This is a genomic window from Bradyrhizobium septentrionale, assembly GCF_011516645.4.
Taxonomy (GTDB): Bacteria; Pseudomonadota; Alphaproteobacteria; order Rhizobiales; family Xanthobacteraceae; genus Bradyrhizobium; species Bradyrhizobium septentrionale.
The window spans coordinates 3,311,277-3,328,932 of the sequence record NZ_CP088285.1 but is presented as its reverse complement, the minus strand read 5'-3'; the positions used below and the strand labels follow the sequence as shown (position 1 = coordinate 3,328,932).

The following is a 17,656-nucleotide window of genomic DNA, read 5'->3' as shown; positions in this document are numbered from 1 at the left end:
GATATCATGACCGCCGAAATTCGCACATTCAGCTGCCTCACCGACAATTTCGGGTACCTGATCCACGATCCCGCGACCGGGGCGACCGCGTCGATCGACGCGCCGGAGGCCGGCCCGATCATCAAGGCGCTGGAGCGCGAAGGCTGGACGCTGACCGACATCCTGATCACCCATCACCATGGCGACCATGTCGGCGGCGTCGCCGAGCTGAAGCAGAAATATGGCTGCCGCGTCGTCGCCCCGCACGATAAGTCGGCGAAGATCGCCAATGTCGACCTGCGCGCCGCCAATGCCGACGTGATCAAGGTCGGCAGCCTCTTAGCCCGTGTGGTCGAAACGCCCGGCCATACGCTCGACCATATCTCCTATGTGTTCGACGGCGAGAAGGCGGTGTTCGCCGCCGACACGCTGTTCTCGATCGGATGCGGGCGGGTGTTCGAAGGCACCTACCCGATGATGTGGGATTCGCTTTTGAAGCTGCGCTCGCTGCCGGACGATTTTCGTCTGTATTGCGGCCATGAGTATACCGCCTCGAACGTCAAGTTCGCGCTCACCATCGAGCCCGACAACGCAGCCTTGCAGGCGCGCGCGGAGGAAGTGACCAGGCTGCGCGCCGAGAACAAGCCGACGATACCCGTGCTGCTCGGCGACGAGAAGAAGGCCAACGTGTTCCTGCGTGCCGACGAGCCGGTGGTCGCGGCCAAGCTGCACATGAAGGGCGCCGACGCTGCCCAGGTGTTCGGCGAGCTGCGCGAGCGCAAGAACAAGTCGTGATGGCCGACCTTGATGTCTAAGTTCTCGGCTGCCGACGTCATCGCGCGGCTCGCGCTGAAGCCGCACCCGGAAGGCGGGCATTATCGCGAGACGTTTCGCGACGAGAATTGTGACGCCAATGGGCGCGCCCGCTCGACCGCAATCTACTTCCTGCTGGCGCGCGGCGAACGCTCGCACTGGCACCGCATCGACGCAGTCGAGATATGGCACTATTACGCCGGCGCGCCGCTGACCCTGCGGATTGCTGAGGACGGCGAGCCGCAGCATGCGATCACGCTCGGGCCTGACGTCATCGGCGGCGAGCAGCCGCAGGCGATCGTGCCGGCGAACGCCTGGCAAGCCGCCGAAAGCAGCGGCGACTGGACGCTGGTGGGCTGCACGGTGGCACCGGGTTTCGAGTTCGCGAAATTCGAGCTGGCGCCGAAGGACTGGGAGCCAGCGTCGTAGAATCTTTCCCCGTCATCCCCGCGCAACGGCCTTGCCGTTGTCGCTGGAGGTGCGAGCCTTGCGGCGCAATTGCGCCACTGGGCGAGCCTCGAAGGATGCACGGCCCCAGTCGGGCCGTCGCCCTTCGAGACGGCCGCGTTGCGGCCTCCTCAGGGTGACGGTGAAACAGGCTTCGCTTTGCTCACCCTATTTTCTCAGCACCATGTCTTTCGCCGCGATCAGGCCGCCGCCGGCGATCAGGATCGCGGCGATTGCGATGTTCGCGCTCGGTTTGGCAAAACCCGCGAGGATCAGGAACGCGGTCGAGAGCAGCGGCGTGGCATAGGATGCGGCACCGAGCACGCGGATGTCGCCGCGCTTCATGCCGATGTCCCAGGCAAAGAACGCAGCTCCCACCGGACCGATGCCGAGCGCCACAACAGCAAGCCATTGCAACGGCGTTGCGGGCCACACCGTGGTCTCCGCCATCATGTGCACCAGCGCGGCAAGCACCGCGGTCGCAAGGCAGAAGCCCGTCACCGCATCTGTCGGCACTGCCTTGAGCCGGCGCGACATCACCGAATAGGCGGCCCAGACGAACGCCGCGACGAAGGCCGCCGCAAAGCCTGGAATCTGCTCTGCTGTGAAGGCGCCGGTATTGCCCGCGAACAGCAACACGGTGCCGGCCAGACCAAGCAGTGCGCCGACGATATGATGGATCGCAAGCCGCTCGCCCGGCAGTAGCGACGAGAACAGCACGATCAACAGCGGCCAGAGATAGTTGAGCAGGCCCGCCTCCGCCGGCGGCGCAAAACGCAGCGCCAGGAAATACAGCGCGTGATAGCCGAACAGCCCGCCGACGCCGACGACCCAGGCAATCGGCGGCTGCTTCAATGCGCCGAAGGCTGCGGGACGGAACAGGAAGCTTGCGAACGCAACCGCGGCGCCGATCGCGAAGGTCATCGCGGCGAGCTGGAACGCCGGGATCTTGCCGGTCGCGACCGTCATGACCGACAGCAGCGACCACATCAAAATGGCGGTCAGTCCGACGAGGGTGGCAGTTCGGGTCGTCATCACGGCTTATCCGGCACGGCCGGACACGAGCGCAAGGCGCTCAGGGTGCCGCAGCCATCTACATCATCGCTTTCGGCTGCCCTTGTACAGACGTGAATGCCCGGCACAAGGCCGGGCATCACGGTTCGATCGGTCGCGCCTGCGACGCGAGGACGCTTGTCGCGTCAGGCGTGATACTGGCCGCCGTTCACGGTCAGCGTCGAGCCGGTGATGAAGCCGGCATCGTCGGCGGCGAGGAACACCACGGCGCGCGCGATCTCCTCGGGCTCGCCGAGCCGATTGACCGGGATCTGCGGGATCACGTTCTTCTCGAGCACGTCCTTCGGCACCGCCTGCACCATTTCGGTGTTGATATAGCCCGGGCAGATCACGTTGACGGTGATGCCGCCCTTGGCGTTCTCCAGCGCCAGGGCCTTGGTGAAGCCGATATCGCCAGCCTTTGCCGCGGAGTAGTTGACCTGGCCGAACTGGCCCTTCTGGCCATTGATCGAGGAGATCGAGATGACACGGCCGAACTTGCGGGCGCGCATGCCCTCGATCACCTGGCGCGTCATGTTGAACAGCGAGCCGAGGTTGGTGTTGATCACGGCATTCCACTGCTCCAGCGTCATCTTGTGGAATGCGGTATCCTTGGTGATGCCGGCATTGTTGACGAGCACGTCGACCGGGCCGAGATCGGCCTCGACCTGCTTCACGCCGGCCGCGCAGGCGTCGAACGATGAGACATCCCACTTGTAGACAGGAATGCCGCTCTCCGCCTTGAACTTCTCCGCCGCGGCGTCATTGCCGGCGTAGCTCGCCGCCACGCTGTAGCCCGCCGCTTTCAGCGCCTTGCTGATCGCAGCTCCAATGCCCCGCGTTCCGCCCGTCACCAATGCAACACGTGCCATGTCCGTTTCCTCCTTGGCCGTCTTTTATAACCGGATCGCTCCGGTCTTCGCACTCACTCAACAAAGCGCGATGAGATCAGGTTGAATTGTCATCGCGCTTTAGCTCCCTTTTTTGAGCATGATCTTTTCGGAAAACCGCTTCACACTTTTCCGGATCATGCCCTCGAAACAAAAATGCCCGGCACAAAGCCGGGCATCTTTTCTATCAGCTCGCGCCGCGGTTGACAGATGATCTTTTCATCACCTAACCGACCTCGCTGCCTTTTGTTCAGTCGCGTGCAACGCACATAGCGATGCCCATGCCGCCGCCGATGCAGAGCGTCGCGAGGCCCTTCTTGGCGTCGCGCTTCTGCATTTCGTGCAGCAGCGTCACCAGCACGCGCGCGCCGGACGCGCCGACCGGATGGCCGATCGCGATCGCGCCGCCATTGACGTTGACCTTGGCCGGATCCCAGCCGAGGTCCTTGTTGACGGCGCAGGCCTGCGCGGCGAACGCCTCGTTGGCCTCGATCAGGTCGAGATCGGCGATGTTCCAGCCGGCCCTCTTCAGCGCGGTGCGCGACGCCGGGATCGGTCCGGTGCCCATGATCTTGGGGTCGACGCCGGCCTGGCCCCACGAGACGATGCGGGCGAGCACCTTCTTGCCCTGCTTGGCGGCTTCCTTGGCGGTCATCAGCACGACAGCAGCTGCGCCGTCATTGATGCCCGAGGCGTTGCCGGCGGTGACGGTGCCGTCCTTCTCGAAGGCCGCGCGGAGCTTGGCCATCGCATCGATCGTGGCGCCATGACGCGGATACTCGTCGGTGTCGACCACGATATCGCCCTTGCGGCTCTTGATCGTGACCGGGACGATCTCGTCCTTGAACTTGCCGGCCTTCTGCGCCGCCTCGGCCTTGTTCTGGGAGCCGACCGCGAACTCGTCCTGCTGCGAGCGGGTGATCTGGTACTGCTTGGCGACGTTCTCGGCGGTGTTGCCCATGTGGTAGCCGTTGAAGGCATCCCACAGCCCGTCCTTGATCATGGTGTCGATCAGCTCGAGGCCGCCCACCTTGACGCCGCCGCGCAGATATTGCGCGTGCGGGGCCATGCTCATGGATTCCTGGCCGCCGGCGACGACAACAGAGGAATCGCCGTTGAGCAGCGCCTGGTAGCCGAGTGCCACCGTGCGCAGGCCCGAGCCGCAGAGCTGGTTGACGCCCCAGGCCGGGCTTTCCACCGGGATGCCGGCCGCAATCGAGGCCTGGCGGGCCGGGTTCTGGCCCTGGGCGGCGGTGAGGATCTGGCCCATGATGACTTCGGAGACCTGACCGGCTTCGACACCGGCACGCTCCAGCGCCGCCTTGATGGCGATCGCGCCGAGGTCGTGGGCCGGTGTGGTGGCAAACGCGCCGTTGAAGCTGCCGACGGGGGTGCGGGCGGCGCTGACGATGACGACATCGTCTGACATGGGACATCTCCTATTGGTTGTAGCTGGGTTTCTCGACGGCGGGCGGCCGGTCTGCCGGGCCTGTCTCTTGACGGCTATCCTGTAAACCTCGTTGGGACATGTCAATCGAACTGTCACGCAAATCGCGCCGCGACGCACTCAAAATGACGCTCTTGGCACTTTCCTGAGCAATCCCTTTGCTTTGAGATTAACCGTGCCGCACAAAACGGTAGCCGAACCGCTTTGAAAATGCTTACCTTTGCTGCGATGCGTTGCATTTAACCCAGCGGCGATGCCGTTCGGGTTCCAGGTTCTTCGGTGTTGAAGTGAGAGCCCATGGCAAAATCTGAACAACCGACCACGATCAAGAAATACGCGAACCGGCGGCTCTATAATACCGGTACGAGCACCTATGTGACGCTCGAGGATCTCGCGGCGATGGTGAAGGAAGGCGAGGATTTCCTCGTCTATGACGCCAAGACCGGCGACGACATCACCCGCTCCGTGCTCGCGCAAATCATCTTCGAGCAGGAGAACAAGGCCGGCCAGAACCTGCTGCCGACCACGTTCCTGCGCCAGCTGATCCGGTTCTATGGCGACAGCATGCAGATGGTGGTGCCGAAATATCTCGAGCAGTCGATCGATCAGCTGACCCGGGAACAGGAGAGATTTCGCAAGCAGATCGCGGGCGCCCTGAGCGGTACGCCGTTTGCTCCGCTGGAAGAGCAGGTCCGCCGCAACATGGAGCTGTTCCAGCAGACCTTCTCGATGTTCAAGCCGTTCGTGCCGCAGCGCGGTGGTGAGGCCGAGAAGCTGCCGGAGCCTGCGGCTGACGATGGCAACATCGACGACCTTCGCCGCCAGATGAAGGACATGCAGGAACGCCTCGAGCGCATGTCGCAGCCGACGAAGAAGGACGAGTAGGTCCTGATCGCCGATCGGCCGGACCGACCGGCCGCACCATGGATCTGATGCCGGCGAACCCGGCGTCAGGCGCCGCTAACCTCTCTTCAGCCGGCGTTCGCTGCGTCTATGCAAGTCGGCGGCAGACGAGATCGATTTCGATCAACGCACCATAGGCTAGACCGGTCACGCCAACGCAGGTGCGGGCCGGCAGGCGATCGGACGGGAAGTAGCCGCGATAGATCTCGTTCATCGCCGCATAATCGTCCTCGAAGCGCGTCAGATAGATGCGCGACATCACGATATGCTCGAAGCCGAGATCCAGGCCCGCAAGCACCACGCGCAAATTCTCCATCACCGCGCGAGTCTGCGCCGCGATGCTGCAGGGCAATATGCCGGGTGTGGCTGGCGTATCCGGCATCTGGCCGGTGACGAAGACGAAGCCGTCGGTCTCGACCGCATGGCTGAACGGCGCGACCGGCTTCGGGCCACCGGATATCATGTGAAACTGCAACGACGTCTCCTCGTCTGATCTTTGATCGTTAGGTTTGCGGCGCGTGATCGAAGACGCGCTTGCTGAGGATGGCATGGACGCCCCAATTGCCGTCCACCACCTGCGTCACGCCGAAATCCACCGCCACCGACATCAGCGCGATCGCCTCGTCCTCGGTGAGGCCTTTGATGTTCATTAGGAAGCGGCGCATCTTGCGAAACGCATCCTTCATCGCGAGATCGAGCGACGAGGTCGCATAGACCTCGCTCTGCCCGTTGGCGCCGAATTCGGCGAGATAGTTGGGATGACTGAAGCCCATCAGCACCCAGTCGGCTTCGGTCTCGATTAGTGGATAGGTGAGATCGGCGAAGGGCTGATTCGTGAACGTGTTCTTCTTGTGCAGGATGACCTGGAATGTGCCGGTCATCGAACATTCGATGGCGGTGCCGCCGAGTTCGCCGTCACCCTGTGCAGCATGAGGATCGCCGACCGACAGCAGCGCGCCTGGCACCGACACCGGCAGATAGATCGTCGAGCCCTTGCCGAGCCGCCAGTTGTCGAGATTGCCGCCGAAATATGCGGGCGGGACGGAATCGACAAGTTCGGCCTCGCGCGGCGCCAGCGCGATAACTCCGAAATGCGGACGCAGCGGAATGCGGATGCCGTCGAGCACATCGTGCCGGCGCCGTACCGATGATGGCGGGATCGGAATACCCGGATAGTCGTAAGTCTTGTGCAGCGTCCCGAACGGATCGGTTTGCGGCTCCCAGCGGTAGGAATACAGCGCTCGTGCATGCGGCGCGTCATCGTCGTCGATGATCTCGTAGACCGTCACCGCCTCATGGGCGTTCTGCTCGGCGAGGAATTCCTTGTAGTGATAGCCCCACCAGGCCGCGACGCTGCTACCGAACACGCGCCCCTTGAAATTCGGATTGCGGCTCGCGCGCGGCACGATGTCGAGGATGCGGATTTCCAGTACGTCGCCTGGCTCCGCGTCCTTCACGGCCACCGGCCCGGTGCAAATGTGCACGCCGAATCCCTCGCCGGCGCCGCGGCCATAGATCGAGGCATCGAGCGGGCCGGCGCCGCGACGATCGACGTTCTTCCGATCGCGCGTCCAGTGGAACACACTCTCGGCGCCCGGATCGCCCTTGATCATGCGCTCGGGATCGTCGGAGGCGTGCTGGGTCAGCGTCTCAATGGTGATGGTGTCGCCGGAGCCGATCTCGACCTGCGGTGGCAACGAACGGCTGAAATATCCCCAATGCACGCGCGAAGCGTCGGCGGCGAGATGGTGATGGCGCGCCGCGTCCGCGACCTCCACGTCATGCGCGTTAAAGGGTGCGGCGGTCTTGCGCACGAGCGCGACATGCCGGCTGCGCAGTTGCGCCAGGGCTTGTTGAGGCCAGCCGCGTTGGCCGGCTGTGGCTGTCGATGCGGCTTGGCGCTCGGCTTCATGCTGGCGGAATTCGCGCGGCGATAGACCGAAGCGCTGGCGAAAGGCGCGGCTGAAATGCGCGGAGTCGTTGAAGCCGACGCGGAAGGCGATCTCGGAGATCGAGTGATGCGCCTCGGCGGGGTTGGACAGATCGGCCCAGGTGCGCTGCAGCCTGCGCTCACGTAGGTAATGCGTGAAACTGGTGCCGGCACCCTCGAACAGTTTTTGCAGGTAGCGTTCTGAAATGCCCTCAGCGCCGGCGATCTTCGCCGGCGTCAGATCGGGATCGTCGAGGCAGCGTTCAACGGTCTCGCACAGGCGATGCAACGTCGCCGCCTTGGAGGCGCTGCTGCCGCCGAGATCGCTTGCCGTATCGCTGTGCTGACACATGAATGTCGGCAGCAGATCGGCGAGACTTCGCGCGAGCGCGGTCCATTCGACATCGGACAGCGCTTCGAGATCGCGCGCGGCGAGTTCCATCATCTGCGCAAATACGCTGCCAAAGCCACCGGGCGGAAGCACACGCGTCTCACCGTCTTGCGGCGTGGTGCGGCGGCGATACGCCGGTTCGGAAGCCACCGACAGCACCACCGCGCGCATCTCGCGCTGGAACGATACGCTCCAGTCCCCCGCGCGCGGCAGCAGCAGAAGATGTCGCGCCGCGACGATCTGATAACCGGCCGCCGTCTTCAGTGCCACCCCGTCTTCGATCGGCAGGAGCACGAGCGGATGATCGGCTACCACATCGCTGCGCAACGACACCGATTGTGGCCCTGCCGAAAGCCTCGCCAGCGTCACGCCCTGAAAATTGCGCCGCACCGCGGTGGCATGGCCGGCATGAGTGGTTGTGGCGGCCGTCGGCTGCAAGCCGACAGACGCCAGGACGTCCCGCCAGGCCTCGGGGCGGTCGCCTTCGGAGTAGGATTCACTCGTGAATGGACGCGGCCTCATGCACCGACCTTCGGAGCCAAAGCCAAGCAATCTCCATGCCAGCCCAAAGGATGACACGTCCTGCCCTGTGGCCGGCGCCTGATCAGTCACACCGGAACACGTTCTTGCGGATGGTCCCGTGCACGCCCCAATTGGCGTCGACCACCTGCGTCACGCCGAAATCCGCGCCCACCGACATCAGCGAGATCGCCTCGTCCTCGCTGAGCTTGTGCACCGTCATCAGGAAGCGACGCATCTTGCGGAAGGCGTCGCGCATCGCGCGGTCGAGGCTGGAATGATCGGCGATTTCGAGCTGCGCATTGGCGCCGAGCTCGGCGAGATAGTTGGGATAGGTGAAGCCGTAGACCGACCAGGCGTCGGGAGTTTCCAGCATCGGATGTATCAGGCCTTCGAGCTGTGTGCCGCCGAGATCGCGATGCTTGTGCAGGATGAACTCGAAATCGCCGGTGAGCGAGGTCTCGATCGCCGTGCCACCGAGCTCGCTGTCGCCCTGCGCGGCATGGGGATCACCGACCGAGAAGAACGCACCGGGCACCGCGACCGGATAGAACATCTTGGCACCCTTGCCGACGCGCCAGTCGTCGATATTGCCGCCAGTATAGCTCGGCGGGATCGAGGACACGAAATCCTGCTCCGACGGCGCGAGGCCCATGGTGCCGAAATGCAGCCGCGCGGGCACACGGACATTGCTCAGAATATTCTCGCGCTTGACGATGGTGGCGTGATCAACGCGCACGCCGGGATAGTCGATGGTCGAATGCACGATGCCGTCGGGATCGGTCTGCGGCGTCCAGACATAATTGTAGACCGCCTTGGCGAAGGGTTCGCCCAACGTGTCGAGCTCGAAGATCGTCACCACCTCGCGCGGCTTCGGCGCTTCGATCAAGTCGTGATAGTGAAAGCCCCAATTGGCCGCGACATTGGAGCCGAAGCATTTGCCGGCATGGCAGGCCTTGCAGGCCGGCCTTGGACGCACGTCGAGAATGCGCACCTCCAGCACGTCGCCTGGCTCGGCGCCTTCGATCGCCACCGGGCCGGTGAGCAGATGCACGCCGACGCCTTCGCCGGAGCCGCGGATGAACGGGCCTTCGGTAGGCCCCGAGCCGCGCCGCGCCACCGCCTTGTGCTCGCGCGTCCATTTGAACACGCTCTCGGCGCCGGGATCGCCCTCGATCATGCGCTCGTAATCGTCATTGGCGTGATGCGTCAGCGTCTCGATGGTGGCGCGGTCGCCAGACTTCAGCGTCAGCGCCGGCGCCACGACCTTGCTGAAATAGCCCCAATGCACGGTCTTCGCAGATACCGACAACAGATGATGTTTCACGCAAAGGCCCTCACGCGGATGCAAGCGGACTGATTTTTGTTCATGCGATTTCGGCCTCCATGGCATTGAGGAAACGCTGCGCTACCGGATTGCGCGGATTGCTCAGCACCTCATTGGCCGGGCCATCCTCGATGATCGCGCCGTCCGCCAGCAGCACCACGCGATCGGCGACTTCACTGGCGAAGCGCAGTTGATGCGTTGAAATGATCATGGTGAGGCCGTCTTCCACCACAAGGCGACGGATGACTTCAAGCACCTCATTGACGAGTTCGGGGTCAAGCGCGGAAGTCGGTTCATCGAGCAACAGCACGCTGGGATTCGGCGCGATCGCACGGGCGATGGCGACGCGCTGCTGCTGGCCCCCGGAGAGATGCCGCGGCAGCGCATCGGCACGGTGGCTGAGGCCAACGCGCGCGAGCAGTTCGGTCGCCCGGCGATCCGCATCGGGGCGCGACACGCCATGCACCCAGCGCAGCGGCCCGGCGATATTCTCCCTCGCGGTGAGGTGGCCGAACAGGTTGAACTGCTGGAATACCATGCCGACGCCGACTTCGGCACGCGCCTGCGCCAGCAGCCGCGGCGACAGCGCCTTGCCGTGATCGTTGAAGCCGAGCCGGCGACCGCCGACCTTGATGCTGCCGTCGTTCCAGAGCTCGAGATTATTGATGCAGCGGAGCAGCGTGCTCTTGCCGGAGCCGGACGGCCCGAGCAGCGCGATCACCTCGCCGATCCGCACCGCGAGATCGATGCCTGCGAGCACCACCTGCTTGTCATAGCTCTTGCGCAGCGCGGCGATATCGACGGCCACGTTGTTTCGCGCCAGCATCTCGGTGCGTTTGGCACGATCGATACGCCCGGGCTGCGAACGCGGCGGCGGCAATTCGGCGACGCCGACATCGGGCAGGATCTCAGGCGGCGTCTCGTCCGCCGCGGTCAGCGGATCATCGAGCCCCTGCGCCCGATACCACGGCATCATCCGCATCAGCCTCATCTGCTTCGACGCGCGGTCGAGATCGAACAGCCATTCGAGGAACAGCTGGGTGCCGGCGATCGCCGCAGTGAGGAACAGATAGATCAGGCCGGAAGCGAAGAAGATCGAGAAGAAATCGAAAGTTGCCGACGCCATCTGGGTCGAGCGCAACGTCAGCTCCTGCACGGCGATCACCGACGCCAGCGACGAATTCTTCAATGCGCTGACGGTCTCGTTGCCGAAAGCGGGGATCATCGAACGGATCGCCTGCGGCGCGATGATCCGGCGCATCAGGACGCCGGGCGTCATGCCGAGCGCCTGCCCGGCCAGCACCTGGCCGCGATCGACGCCGAGCACGCCGGAGCGCAGCATCTCGGCGATGAATGGCGCTTCGTTGCAAGCCAGCGCGAGGCCGGCGGCGAGAATGGCGGGCAGCTTGATGCCGATCTGCGGCAGGGCGTTATAGGCGAACACCATCTGCAGGATCAGCGGTGTGCCGCGAAAAATCACAGTGTAGACCCGGGCGAAGGACGCCAGCAGCTTGAAGCGGCTGAGCTGCATCCACGCCAGGATCACACCGAGGACGAGGCCGCCGAGTAGACCGAGGGCGGTGACCTGCAAGGTCGCCTGAATGCCCTCGATCATATACGGCATGGTCAAATAGTGGAGGAACAGCTCCATGGAGCGGGCCGTCCTTTTGTCAGCGCTGGCCTTATTTGACCATCAGCAGACCGGGCTCGATCAGGTTCTCCGGATCGAGGTTCCACTTCTTCAGCAGCGCGAGCTGGTCACCCGACTTGTGGATCTCGGTCAGCGCCGCTTTCACGGCATCGCGGAATTTCGGCTCGTCCTTGGGCACGGCGATGCCGACGCGATACGGTATCGTCACCGCGATGGCTTTTTCGAGCTTATCCGGATAGGCCTTCACCGCATTGTCGACGGTGTTGACGTCGTTGACATAAGTATCGGCGCGTCCGGCCAGGATCGCCTGGATGCAGTTGGCGTTGTTGTCATAGAGCTGAATGGTCGGCTCAGGCTTGCCCTCCTTCTTGCACTCCGGCACCAGTGCCTGGATCAGCGGGACTTCGACGTAGCCGGTGTTCTCGGCCGCCGCCGCGCCGCACATCGAGGTATTGATGCCGGTGATCTTCTTCGGATTTCCTTTGGCGACCAATACGCCGTCGAACACCTTCGAATAGGTGATGAAGTCGGCCGCCTTGGCACGCTCTTCCGTGGCGTAGATGTCAGAGATCACAATGTCGGCCTGACCGCTGGCCAGCGTGGTCAGGAGTGCGGCGAAGGTCACCGCCTTGTAGGTCAGCTTGAAGCCGAGGCATTCACCAATCTGCTCGCCGAGATCGATATCGAAGCCGACATATTTGCTCGGATCCTTCGGATCGATCGACTCGTAGCCTGGCGTATGCGGATTGATGGCGTTGACAAGGGTCTTGCCCTTCCAGTCCGGATATTTCGCCTGCAACTCGGCACAGGCGGCCGGCGCGGCGGCCTTGGCGCCGGTCGGGGCACCGACGCCCACAAGCAGCAGGGCCCCTAGCGCCGCGATATGCATCAGTTTGTGCGTGCGCGGAAAAGATTGCGTGACCATTCGATCCCTCTTTCGACATTGTCATGGCGCAAGCCACGGTCCAAACCTCGAAGAAGTAAAAGCCGATCGCCGCCGGAAAACTTGTCTGGGAACGCACAATAAATTGGATGAACCCGCGCCAAAGCTTGGGCACGACGCGCTCATATTTTGAGCAACCTCTGCCGAGAACGGAGCGGGAGGGCGGTGATCAGCCGATCATCGCGCTTCAGCTCGCGGCGGGCACGGCCTTCTCGGTCGCCCCGTTCCACGGCCGGTCCGGCGAGGCGAGGCCGATCAGGCGGCCCTGGATGAAGTCGCAGCCCCACTCGCGCAGCATCACGGCGGCTTCTTCGTCCTGCACCCATTCGGCGACCGTCTTGATCTCAAGACGGCGGGCGAGATCGATCAGCGTCTGCACGAAGGCGCGGTCGTCGGCCGAGCGCACGATGTTCTGCACGAAGGCGCCGTCGATCTTCACAATATCGACGCCGAGCTTGCGCAGGTTGCGGAACGAGGTGTAGCCGGCGCCGAAATCGTCGATCGCGATCCGGCTGCCGAAATTCTTCAGCCGCGTGACGAAGCCACGGACATCGTCGATGTCCTGGATCGCGACCGTCTCGGTGATCTCGACGATCAGCCGCTCGCCGACGCCGGGATGCGCCCGCATCAGCGATTCGATGGTCGCCCACCAGTCCGGATCCATCGTGGTGTCGGGCGAGATGTTGAGGCTGAGCTGGACATCAGGCGCGGCGGCAAGCTCGGCGATGGCGAGCTCCAGCACGCGATGATCGACCATCCGGATCAGGCCGAGCCGCTCGGCGACCGGTACGATATCAGGCGCGAGCAGCGCCCGGCCGTCGTCCTGCTCCATGCGGACCAGGCACTCGTAAAACGAAGCCTGCCGCGAACGCGCATCGACCACCGGCTCGAAGCCGATCACGATACGGCGCTCGTTCAGCGCGGTGACGATCTCGTCGGTGACGCGGATGTTGACGCGGCGCTGGGCGTCGCGCTCGACATTCGGCTTCCACAGCGCGAACGATCCGGCGCGGCGGCTCTTGGCGGCGTCCAGCGTCTCCTGGGCGCGATTGACCGCCTCCTCCGCCGACCTGGCATGGCGCGGGATGGTGACGGCGCCGATCGACACGGTCACCGACACCGGGCCGGATTTGGTCGGCACCACCTCGTCGCGGACTGCGGCGAGGAAGCGCTCGGCCGCGACATTGGTGTCATCGACGGTGCAGTTGCGCAGGATCAGGCCGAACTTGTTGCCGGAGAAGCGGCCGAGCATGTCGCCGCTGCGCAGCCGGGCGCGGATCCGCTTCGCAACCTCGGCGATGACGGCGTCCGCGACATCGAAGCCGAAGGCATCGTTGACCCGCGCCAGGTGATCGATGCCGATCAGCATGAAGGCGCAGGAGGTGCGGAAGCGCGCGCACTCCTCGATCGTCTCGGCGAGCGAGGCGATCAGATAGGTGCGGTTGAGCTCGTTGGTCAGCGGATCGTGCCGCGACAGCTTCATGAGCTGCTCGTCGCGGGCGTGCCGTTCATTGTTGATGCGGACGACGCCCTGCACCAGCGCCGGCCTGCCGTCGGCGCCGGCAAACCAGCAGCCGGTCTCCTCGATCCAGATCACCGGCGCCGAGGTGACGGCGCGCACGCCATATTCGATCCGGTAGGGAACGCCCTCCCCGCTGCGCACAGTCGCGGCCTGGCCGAGCGCATCTGATCGAACCGAACGCAATGGCTCGATCAGCTTGGCGAGCTCGGCGCCGCTCGCGAGCGCAGCGACGGGGATATCCGGGAAGACCGTCGCCGCATTGTCGCTCCAGGCGATCGCGTCGCTCGCCAGGTCCCAGGCGAATGTTGCCTGGCCGAGCGAGGCGAGGATGCTGGCGGCTGGCGGGACAGGTGGCATCGAACATGTCTCGATTTGGGACGGCGCCCGGTGATTCTGCACGCCCTCAAGATAGTGGTTCCGGCGAATCCAACGCTAGGAGAAGTTGATAAATAATCTGGAAACCACGTTTACGACTGCCGGGGAACGAACTGGGGATGGCGGGCATGACCCTTGCCACGGGGGTGTTGCGGAGGGACGCAACGTCCCAGAGTATGACGGTCAACGGGTCTGCGTGCGATGCCTGATATCGATCAATCGGAAATCCTGGACGGCGAGGTTACAGGCGAACCTGCAGCCCCCTGCACCGCCTTGGTGCAGCTGGCCGCTAACACCCATTGGGCCCCCAAGATCCCGCTACCCCACGCCGATCCGTCGTTCGTGGCCCAGCTGATCGCAACCGCCGCCCACGAACCGCAGACGTGCGAGCTGCGGCGTGGGTCATTGGCCGACGCGCAGAGCGCCTACGGCCCGCACATCGACGAACGCCGCAGCGTCGCGCGGCGCACCCGGCAGATCATCTAGATTCCGGAAGAGTATCAGCGCTGCGGCGCGTCCGACGGCGGCTGGCCGCCCGGCTGCAAATCCGGCGAGGTCACCGTCGGCTTTGGCGCGGACTGATCGAGCAGCACGGATTCCGCAACCGACGCCGCCGGAGGGACGGTTGCGGCCGGCGGTGGCGCGGCGGGCGCCGGTGTGACGACAGCGGCCGGGGCCGGCGCGGGCTCGGCGACCGGCGCGGGCCGTGGCGCCTCAACCGCGGCGGGCTGCGATTTGCTGGCGCTCGGCGCCGCGACCACCGCGCGGCGGCGGGCGCGCAGCGCAATTCCGGAAATGAAATCGACCAGCGCCAGCAGCGTGAGCAGGCCATAAGTCGAGTTGCCGAATTTCGGCCAGAGCACGAATTCGGCGGCGGCCGCACCGAACACGATCAGCGACAGCAGGTGGTCGGTGAGATATTTCGCGCCAGGGCGCGCGCCCTTGATGACCTCGAGCAGCAACAGCAGCACGCCGGCAGCGAGCAGCATGTCGCTGAGCGTGATCTGCCACTGCTCGCCCGAGAGCAATGTCAGCCTGATCAGCGGGTCGGTGACGGACACGCCGGGCATCAGGAAGGCGATGATGTTGTAGACCGCGAGCGGAACGAGCAGCAGCGGAAAACCGACCATCGGGGCTTGCGCCTTATTGAGGGAGAACCAGCATTGCGGCGATGCCTACGCTTCGCCGCGGACGCGCCCGTCTTGACCGGCCTCGTTGGCCGAATTCAGGCGCAGCGCCGTTTTGTTCGGAGCATGATCTTATCGGAAAACCGCTACACACTTTTCCGGATCATGCCCTGCGGCGCGACAGCCGAATGTCCGATCAGGACTCTTTCTTGGCCTTCAGGACCTGGCGGCCCTTGTACATGCCGGTCTTCAGGTCGAGGTGGTGCGGGCGGCGCAGTTCGCCGGAGTCCTTGTCCTCGACATAGGTCGGGGTCTTGATCGCATCAGCCGAACGGCGCATGCCACGGCGCGACGGCGAGGTTTTTCTTCTGGGAACGGCCATGACGGTGTCCTCTAGGGGTGTTGCGGAGGCATCGTCCGAAATGGGGACGAGCGCACAGCGCTTCAAAGCGCCAGCTGCGATGCCGGTAAGGCCGCGCTTATAGAGGAAGGCACCGCGTAAATCTAGGGTCCGATACGGTAAAATCCGCCCGAAATCAGCCTCAGGAGCCGCGATTTTCGCGCCAGCAGCGCTCCACCGCATTGCCCCTCGCCATATAGGTCCCGGACAGCCTGCGCACCCCCGGACCCGGGTTCCGGGCGCTCCGTTTGACCGGATTCGGCAGGATCGAAGCCATAAGCGCGGCCTCGCGGGCTGACAGCCCGGCTGCCGACCGGCCGAAGGCATATTGCGCCCCCGCTTCGGCGCCAAACTGCCCGGATGGGCCCATTTCCGCGATGTTGAGGTAGATTTCCAGGATTCGCTGCTTGGGCAGCACGAAATCGATCCAGAGCGCCAGCGGCAGTTCCAGCCCCTTCCGGATCATGCTGCGGCCGGGCCACAGGAACAGGTTCTTGGCGACCTGCTGGGTGATGGTCGAGCCGCCGCGCGCCGCCTCACCATCCCCGGCATCGTCGATCACCTCGCGCAGCGCGCCCCAATCGACGCCCCGGTGCTTGCAGAAATGGGCGTCTTCCGCGCCGACCACGGACCGCGGCAGATACGGCGACATCGCGCCGAAATCGATCCAGTGCCGCGTCACCGGGGCGCCTCGCAGGGTCCGCCACGCCATCAGGGCCGAGACCGGGTGGCCGGTGCGATAGAACGGCGTCACCAGATACGGCAGCACCAGCAGGGCCAGCAAAAGCAGCAATAAAATTCGGACGATGCGCAAAACGAGGGTTTCCGGGGAGAACCTCTCCAGGAAGGATTTGGGCCCCGCCCGCCAGGACATGGCCGGCGCTGTCAGACGTCTGTGGGATAATTCACGGTTTTTCCAGCACTTTTAAGGCGCGAATCCGTCGCAGGGTGGAATTGACGAAGCCCGTGCCATCAACGATTGTCCGGCCGAAAATCGATCTGGAGCAATTCTTAATGACGACCGGTACTGCAGAGTTTTCCAAGCGGCTGGACCAGACCGCGGAGGATACCGAAGCCCTGCTCGCGAAACTTTTGTCCGACACGACCGAAACCGACGAAATCGTGCGCCCGAAGCGGCTGATCGAGGCGATGCGCTATTCGAGCCTCGGCGGCGGCAAGCGGCTGCGGCCGTTCCTCGCGGTCGAGAGCGCGGCGGTGTTCGGCATCCCGCGCGAAGCCGCCCTGCTGGTGGGCGCCGCGCTCGAATGCATCCACTGCTATTCGCTGATCCACGACGATCTGCCGTCGATGGACAATTCCGATCTGCGCCGCGGCCGCCCGACCCTGCACAAGACCTATGACGAGGCGACCGCGATCCTGGCCGGCGACGCGCTGCTCACGATCGCCTTCGACATCATCACCCGCGATGCGATCCACAAGGACGCCCAGGTCCGCCTGCTCCTGACCCGCGCGCTGGCGCGCGCCTCCGGGATCGGCGGCATGGCCGGCGGCCAGATCCTCGACCTTGCCGGCGAAGGCCGCTTCGGCGATCGCGAGCCGGTCGACGTCGCGCGCCTGCAGCAGATGAAGACCGGCGCGCTGCTCCGCTTCGGCTGCATCGCCGGCGCGATCCTCGGCCAATCCTCGCAGAAGGAGTACCAGGCGCTCGACGATTACGGCAAAGCGCTCGGTGAGGCCTTCCAGATCGCCGACGATCTGCTCGACGTCGAGGGCGACGCCGCCGCGCTCGGCAAGCCGGCAGGCGCCGACGCCGCGCTCGGCAAGACCACTTTCGTCACCCAGCTCGGCATCGATGGCGCCAAGCAGCGCGTGCGCGACCTGCTGGCGCGCGCCGATGCCGCATTGTCGATCTTTGACGGCAGGGGCGACGTGCTGCGCGCGGCAGCCCGCTTCGTCGCTGAGCGCAAGAACTAGCCGA

At 64.5% G+C, this 17,656-nt stretch carries 17 protein-coding genes; 5 read left to right on the top strand and 12 right to left on the bottom strand.

Translation table 11 applies throughout. The annotated features are described in order from the left end of the window. The first annotated feature begins 6 nt into the window (after positions 1-6). Both gloB and HAP48_RS17520 read left to right on the top strand, forming a co-directional pair. Positions 7-774, top strand: a complete 768-nt coding sequence (gene gloB, locus HAP48_RS17525; protein ID WP_166212166.1) for a hydroxyacylglutathione hydrolase — start codon at positions 7-9, stop codon at positions 772-774. A 12-nt stretch (positions 775-786) separates the two neighbouring features. Next, entirely contained in the window at positions 787-1,221 is a 435-nt protein-coding gene (locus tag HAP48_RS17520) for a cupin domain-containing protein (RefSeq protein ID WP_166212170.1), read from the top strand. Positions 1,222-1,407: 186 nt separating this feature from the next. Here the strand turns inward: HAP48_RS17520 and yddG are convergent, their stop codons facing one another. The 3 genes from yddG to HAP48_RS17505 all read right to left on the bottom strand — a co-directional run bounded on the left by yddG (position 1,408) and on the right by HAP48_RS17505 (position 4,611). After that, positions 1,408-2,274, bottom strand: coding sequence for an aromatic amino acid exporter YddG (yddG, locus tag HAP48_RS17515; RefSeq protein ID WP_166212173.1), 867 nt, complete (start codon positions 2,272-2,274; stop codon positions 1,408-1,410). Between the two features lie 164 nt (positions 2,275-2,438). Then, positions 2,439-3,164 carry an acetoacetyl-CoA reductase gene (gene phbB / locus HAP48_RS17510; protein WP_166212176.1) on the bottom strand — a complete coding sequence of 242 codons (726 nt, stop codon included), beginning with the start codon at positions 3,162-3,164 and terminating at the stop codon, positions 2,439-2,441. Between the two features lie 268 nt (positions 3,165-3,432). After that, positions 3,433-4,611: an acetyl-CoA C-acetyltransferase gene (locus HAP48_RS17505; RefSeq protein ID WP_166212180.1), complete on the bottom strand. Its 1,179-nt coding sequence runs from the start codon at positions 4,609-4,611 to the stop codon at positions 3,433-3,435. A 315-nt stretch (positions 4,612-4,926) separates the two neighbouring features. On the opposite strand from HAP48_RS17505, the gene phaR reads away from it, so the two are divergent. Further along, on the top strand, positions 4,927-5,514 hold the full coding sequence (gene phaR, locus HAP48_RS17500) for a polyhydroxyalkanoate synthesis repressor PhaR (protein WP_166212183.1): 588 nt from the start codon (positions 4,927-4,929) through the stop codon (positions 5,512-5,514). 106 nt (positions 5,515-5,620) lie between these two features. Here phaR and HAP48_RS17495 read toward each other — a convergent pair whose 3' ends face one another. The 6 genes from HAP48_RS17495 to HAP48_RS17470 all read right to left on the bottom strand — a co-directional run bounded on the left by HAP48_RS17495 (position 5,621) and on the right by HAP48_RS17470 (position 14,172). After that, positions 5,621-6,007 (bottom strand): RidA family protein, encoded by a 387-nt coding sequence (locus tag HAP48_RS17495; protein WP_166212186.1) that lies wholly within the window; start codon positions 6,005-6,007, stop codon positions 5,621-5,623. Positions 6,008-6,035: 28 nt separating this feature from the next. Beyond that, entirely contained in the window at positions 6,036-8,375 is a 2,340-nt protein-coding gene (locus HAP48_RS17490) for an acetamidase/formamidase family protein (protein WP_166212188.1), read from the bottom strand. Between the two features lie 82 nt (positions 8,376-8,457). Next, a complete protein-coding gene (locus HAP48_RS17485) occupies positions 8,458-9,699 on the bottom strand; it encodes an acetamidase/formamidase family protein (protein ID WP_166212191.1) in 1,242 nt (413 codons plus the stop codon). A gap of 40 nt (positions 9,700-9,739) precedes the next feature. After that, the gene (locus HAP48_RS17480; RefSeq protein ID WP_166212194.1) at positions 9,740-11,350 is read right to left on the bottom strand and encodes an amino acid ABC transporter permease/ATP-binding protein; all 1,611 of its coding nucleotides are present in this window, start codon (positions 11,348-11,350) and stop codon (positions 9,740-9,742) included. A gap of 31 nt (positions 11,351-11,381) precedes the next feature. Continuing rightward, positions 11,382-12,275, bottom strand: a complete 894-nt coding sequence (locus HAP48_RS17475) for an ABC transporter substrate-binding protein (protein WP_166212197.1) — start codon at positions 12,273-12,275, stop codon at positions 11,382-11,384. Positions 12,276-12,480: 205 nt separating this feature from the next. After that, the gene (locus HAP48_RS17470; protein ID WP_166212200.1) at positions 12,481-14,172 is read right to left on the bottom strand and encodes a putative bifunctional diguanylate cyclase/phosphodiesterase; all 1,692 of its coding nucleotides are present in this window, start codon (positions 14,170-14,172) and stop codon (positions 12,481-12,483) included. Between the two features lie 219 nt (positions 14,173-14,391). Here HAP48_RS17470 and HAP48_RS17465 point away from each other — a divergent pair, with 219 nt between their 5' ends. After that, positions 14,392-14,676 carry a hypothetical protein gene (locus HAP48_RS17465; protein WP_166212203.1) on the top strand — a complete coding sequence of 95 codons (285 nt, stop codon included), beginning with the start codon at positions 14,392-14,394 and terminating at the stop codon, positions 14,674-14,676. A 14-nt stretch (positions 14,677-14,690) separates the two neighbouring features. Here the strand turns inward: HAP48_RS17465 and HAP48_RS17460 are convergent, their stop codons facing one another. The 3 genes from HAP48_RS17460 to mtgA all read right to left on the bottom strand — a co-directional run bounded on the left by HAP48_RS17460 (position 14,691) and on the right by mtgA (position 16,531). After that, on the bottom strand, positions 14,691-15,320 hold the full coding sequence (locus HAP48_RS17460) for a hypothetical protein (protein WP_166212206.1): 630 nt from the start codon (positions 15,318-15,320) through the stop codon (positions 14,691-14,693). A gap of 193 nt (positions 15,321-15,513) precedes the next feature. Continuing rightward, the gene (gene rpmF, locus HAP48_RS17455) at positions 15,514-15,699 is read right to left on the bottom strand and encodes a 50S ribosomal protein L32 (RefSeq protein WP_021077536.1); all 186 of its coding nucleotides are present in this window, start codon (positions 15,697-15,699) and stop codon (positions 15,514-15,516) included. A gap of 160 nt (positions 15,700-15,859) precedes the next feature. After that, on the bottom strand, positions 15,860-16,531 hold the full coding sequence (mtgA, locus tag HAP48_RS17450; RefSeq protein WP_166216303.1) for a monofunctional biosynthetic peptidoglycan transglycosylase: 672 nt from the start codon (positions 16,529-16,531) through the stop codon (positions 15,860-15,862). Between the two features lie 200 nt (positions 16,532-16,731). Here mtgA and HAP48_RS17445 point away from each other — a divergent pair, with 200 nt between their 5' ends. After that, the gene (locus tag HAP48_RS17445; RefSeq protein ID WP_166212209.1) at positions 16,732-17,652 is read left to right on the top strand and encodes a polyprenyl synthetase family protein; all 921 of its coding nucleotides are present in this window, start codon (positions 16,732-16,734) and stop codon (positions 17,650-17,652) included. Positions 17,653-17,656 lie beyond the last annotated feature (4 nt).

Bases quoted from the DNA above. Each gene is read 5' to 3' on its own strand.
- yddG (WP_166212173.1), bottom strand. From the start codon at position 2,274: ATGACGACCCGAACTGCCACCCTCGTCGGACTGACCGCCATTTTGATG.
- HAP48_RS17505 (WP_166212180.1), bottom strand. From the start codon at position 4,611: ATGTCAGACGATGTCGTCATCGTCAGCGCCGCCCGCACCCCCGTCGGC.
- gloB (WP_166212166.1), top strand. From the start codon at position 7: ATGACCGCCGAAATTCGCACATTCAGCTGCCTCACCGACAATTTCGGG.
- HAP48_RS17470 (WP_166212200.1), bottom strand. From the start codon at position 14,172: ATGCCACCTGTCCCGCCAGCCGCCAGCATCCTCGCCTCGCTCGGCCAG.
- HAP48_RS17480 (WP_166212194.1), bottom strand. From the start codon at position 11,350: ATGGAGCTGTTCCTCCACTATTTGACCATGCCGTATATGATCGAGGGC.
- HAP48_RS17445 (WP_166212209.1), top strand. From the start codon at position 16,732: ATGACGACCGGTACTGCAGAGTTTTCCAAGCGGCTGGACCAGACCGCG.
- rpmF (WP_021077536.1), bottom strand. From the start codon at position 15,699: ATGGCCGTTCCCAGAAGAAAAACCTCGCCGTCGCGCCGTGGCATGCGC.
- HAP48_RS17465 (WP_166212203.1), top strand. From the start codon at position 14,392: ATGCCTGATATCGATCAATCGGAAATCCTGGACGGCGAGGTTACAGGC.
- phaR (WP_166212183.1), top strand. From the start codon at position 4,927: ATGGCAAAATCTGAACAACCGACCACGATCAAGAAATACGCGAACCGG.
- HAP48_RS17520 (WP_166212170.1), top strand. From the start codon at position 787: ATGTCTAAGTTCTCGGCTGCCGACGTCATCGCGCGGCTCGCGCTGAAG.
- HAP48_RS17475 (WP_166212197.1), bottom strand. From the start codon at position 12,275: ATGGTCACGCAATCTTTTCCGCGCACGCACAAACTGATGCATATCGCG.
- HAP48_RS17490 (WP_166212188.1), bottom strand. From the start codon at position 8,375: ATGAGGCCGCGTCCATTCACGAGTGAATCCTACTCCGAAGGCGACCGC.
- phbB (WP_166212176.1), bottom strand. From the start codon at position 3,164: ATGGCACGTGTTGCATTGGTGACGGGCGGAACGCGGGGCATTGGAGCT.
- HAP48_RS17460 (WP_166212206.1), bottom strand. From the start codon at position 15,320: ATGGTCGGTTTTCCGCTGCTGCTCGTTCCGCTCGCGGTCTACAACATC.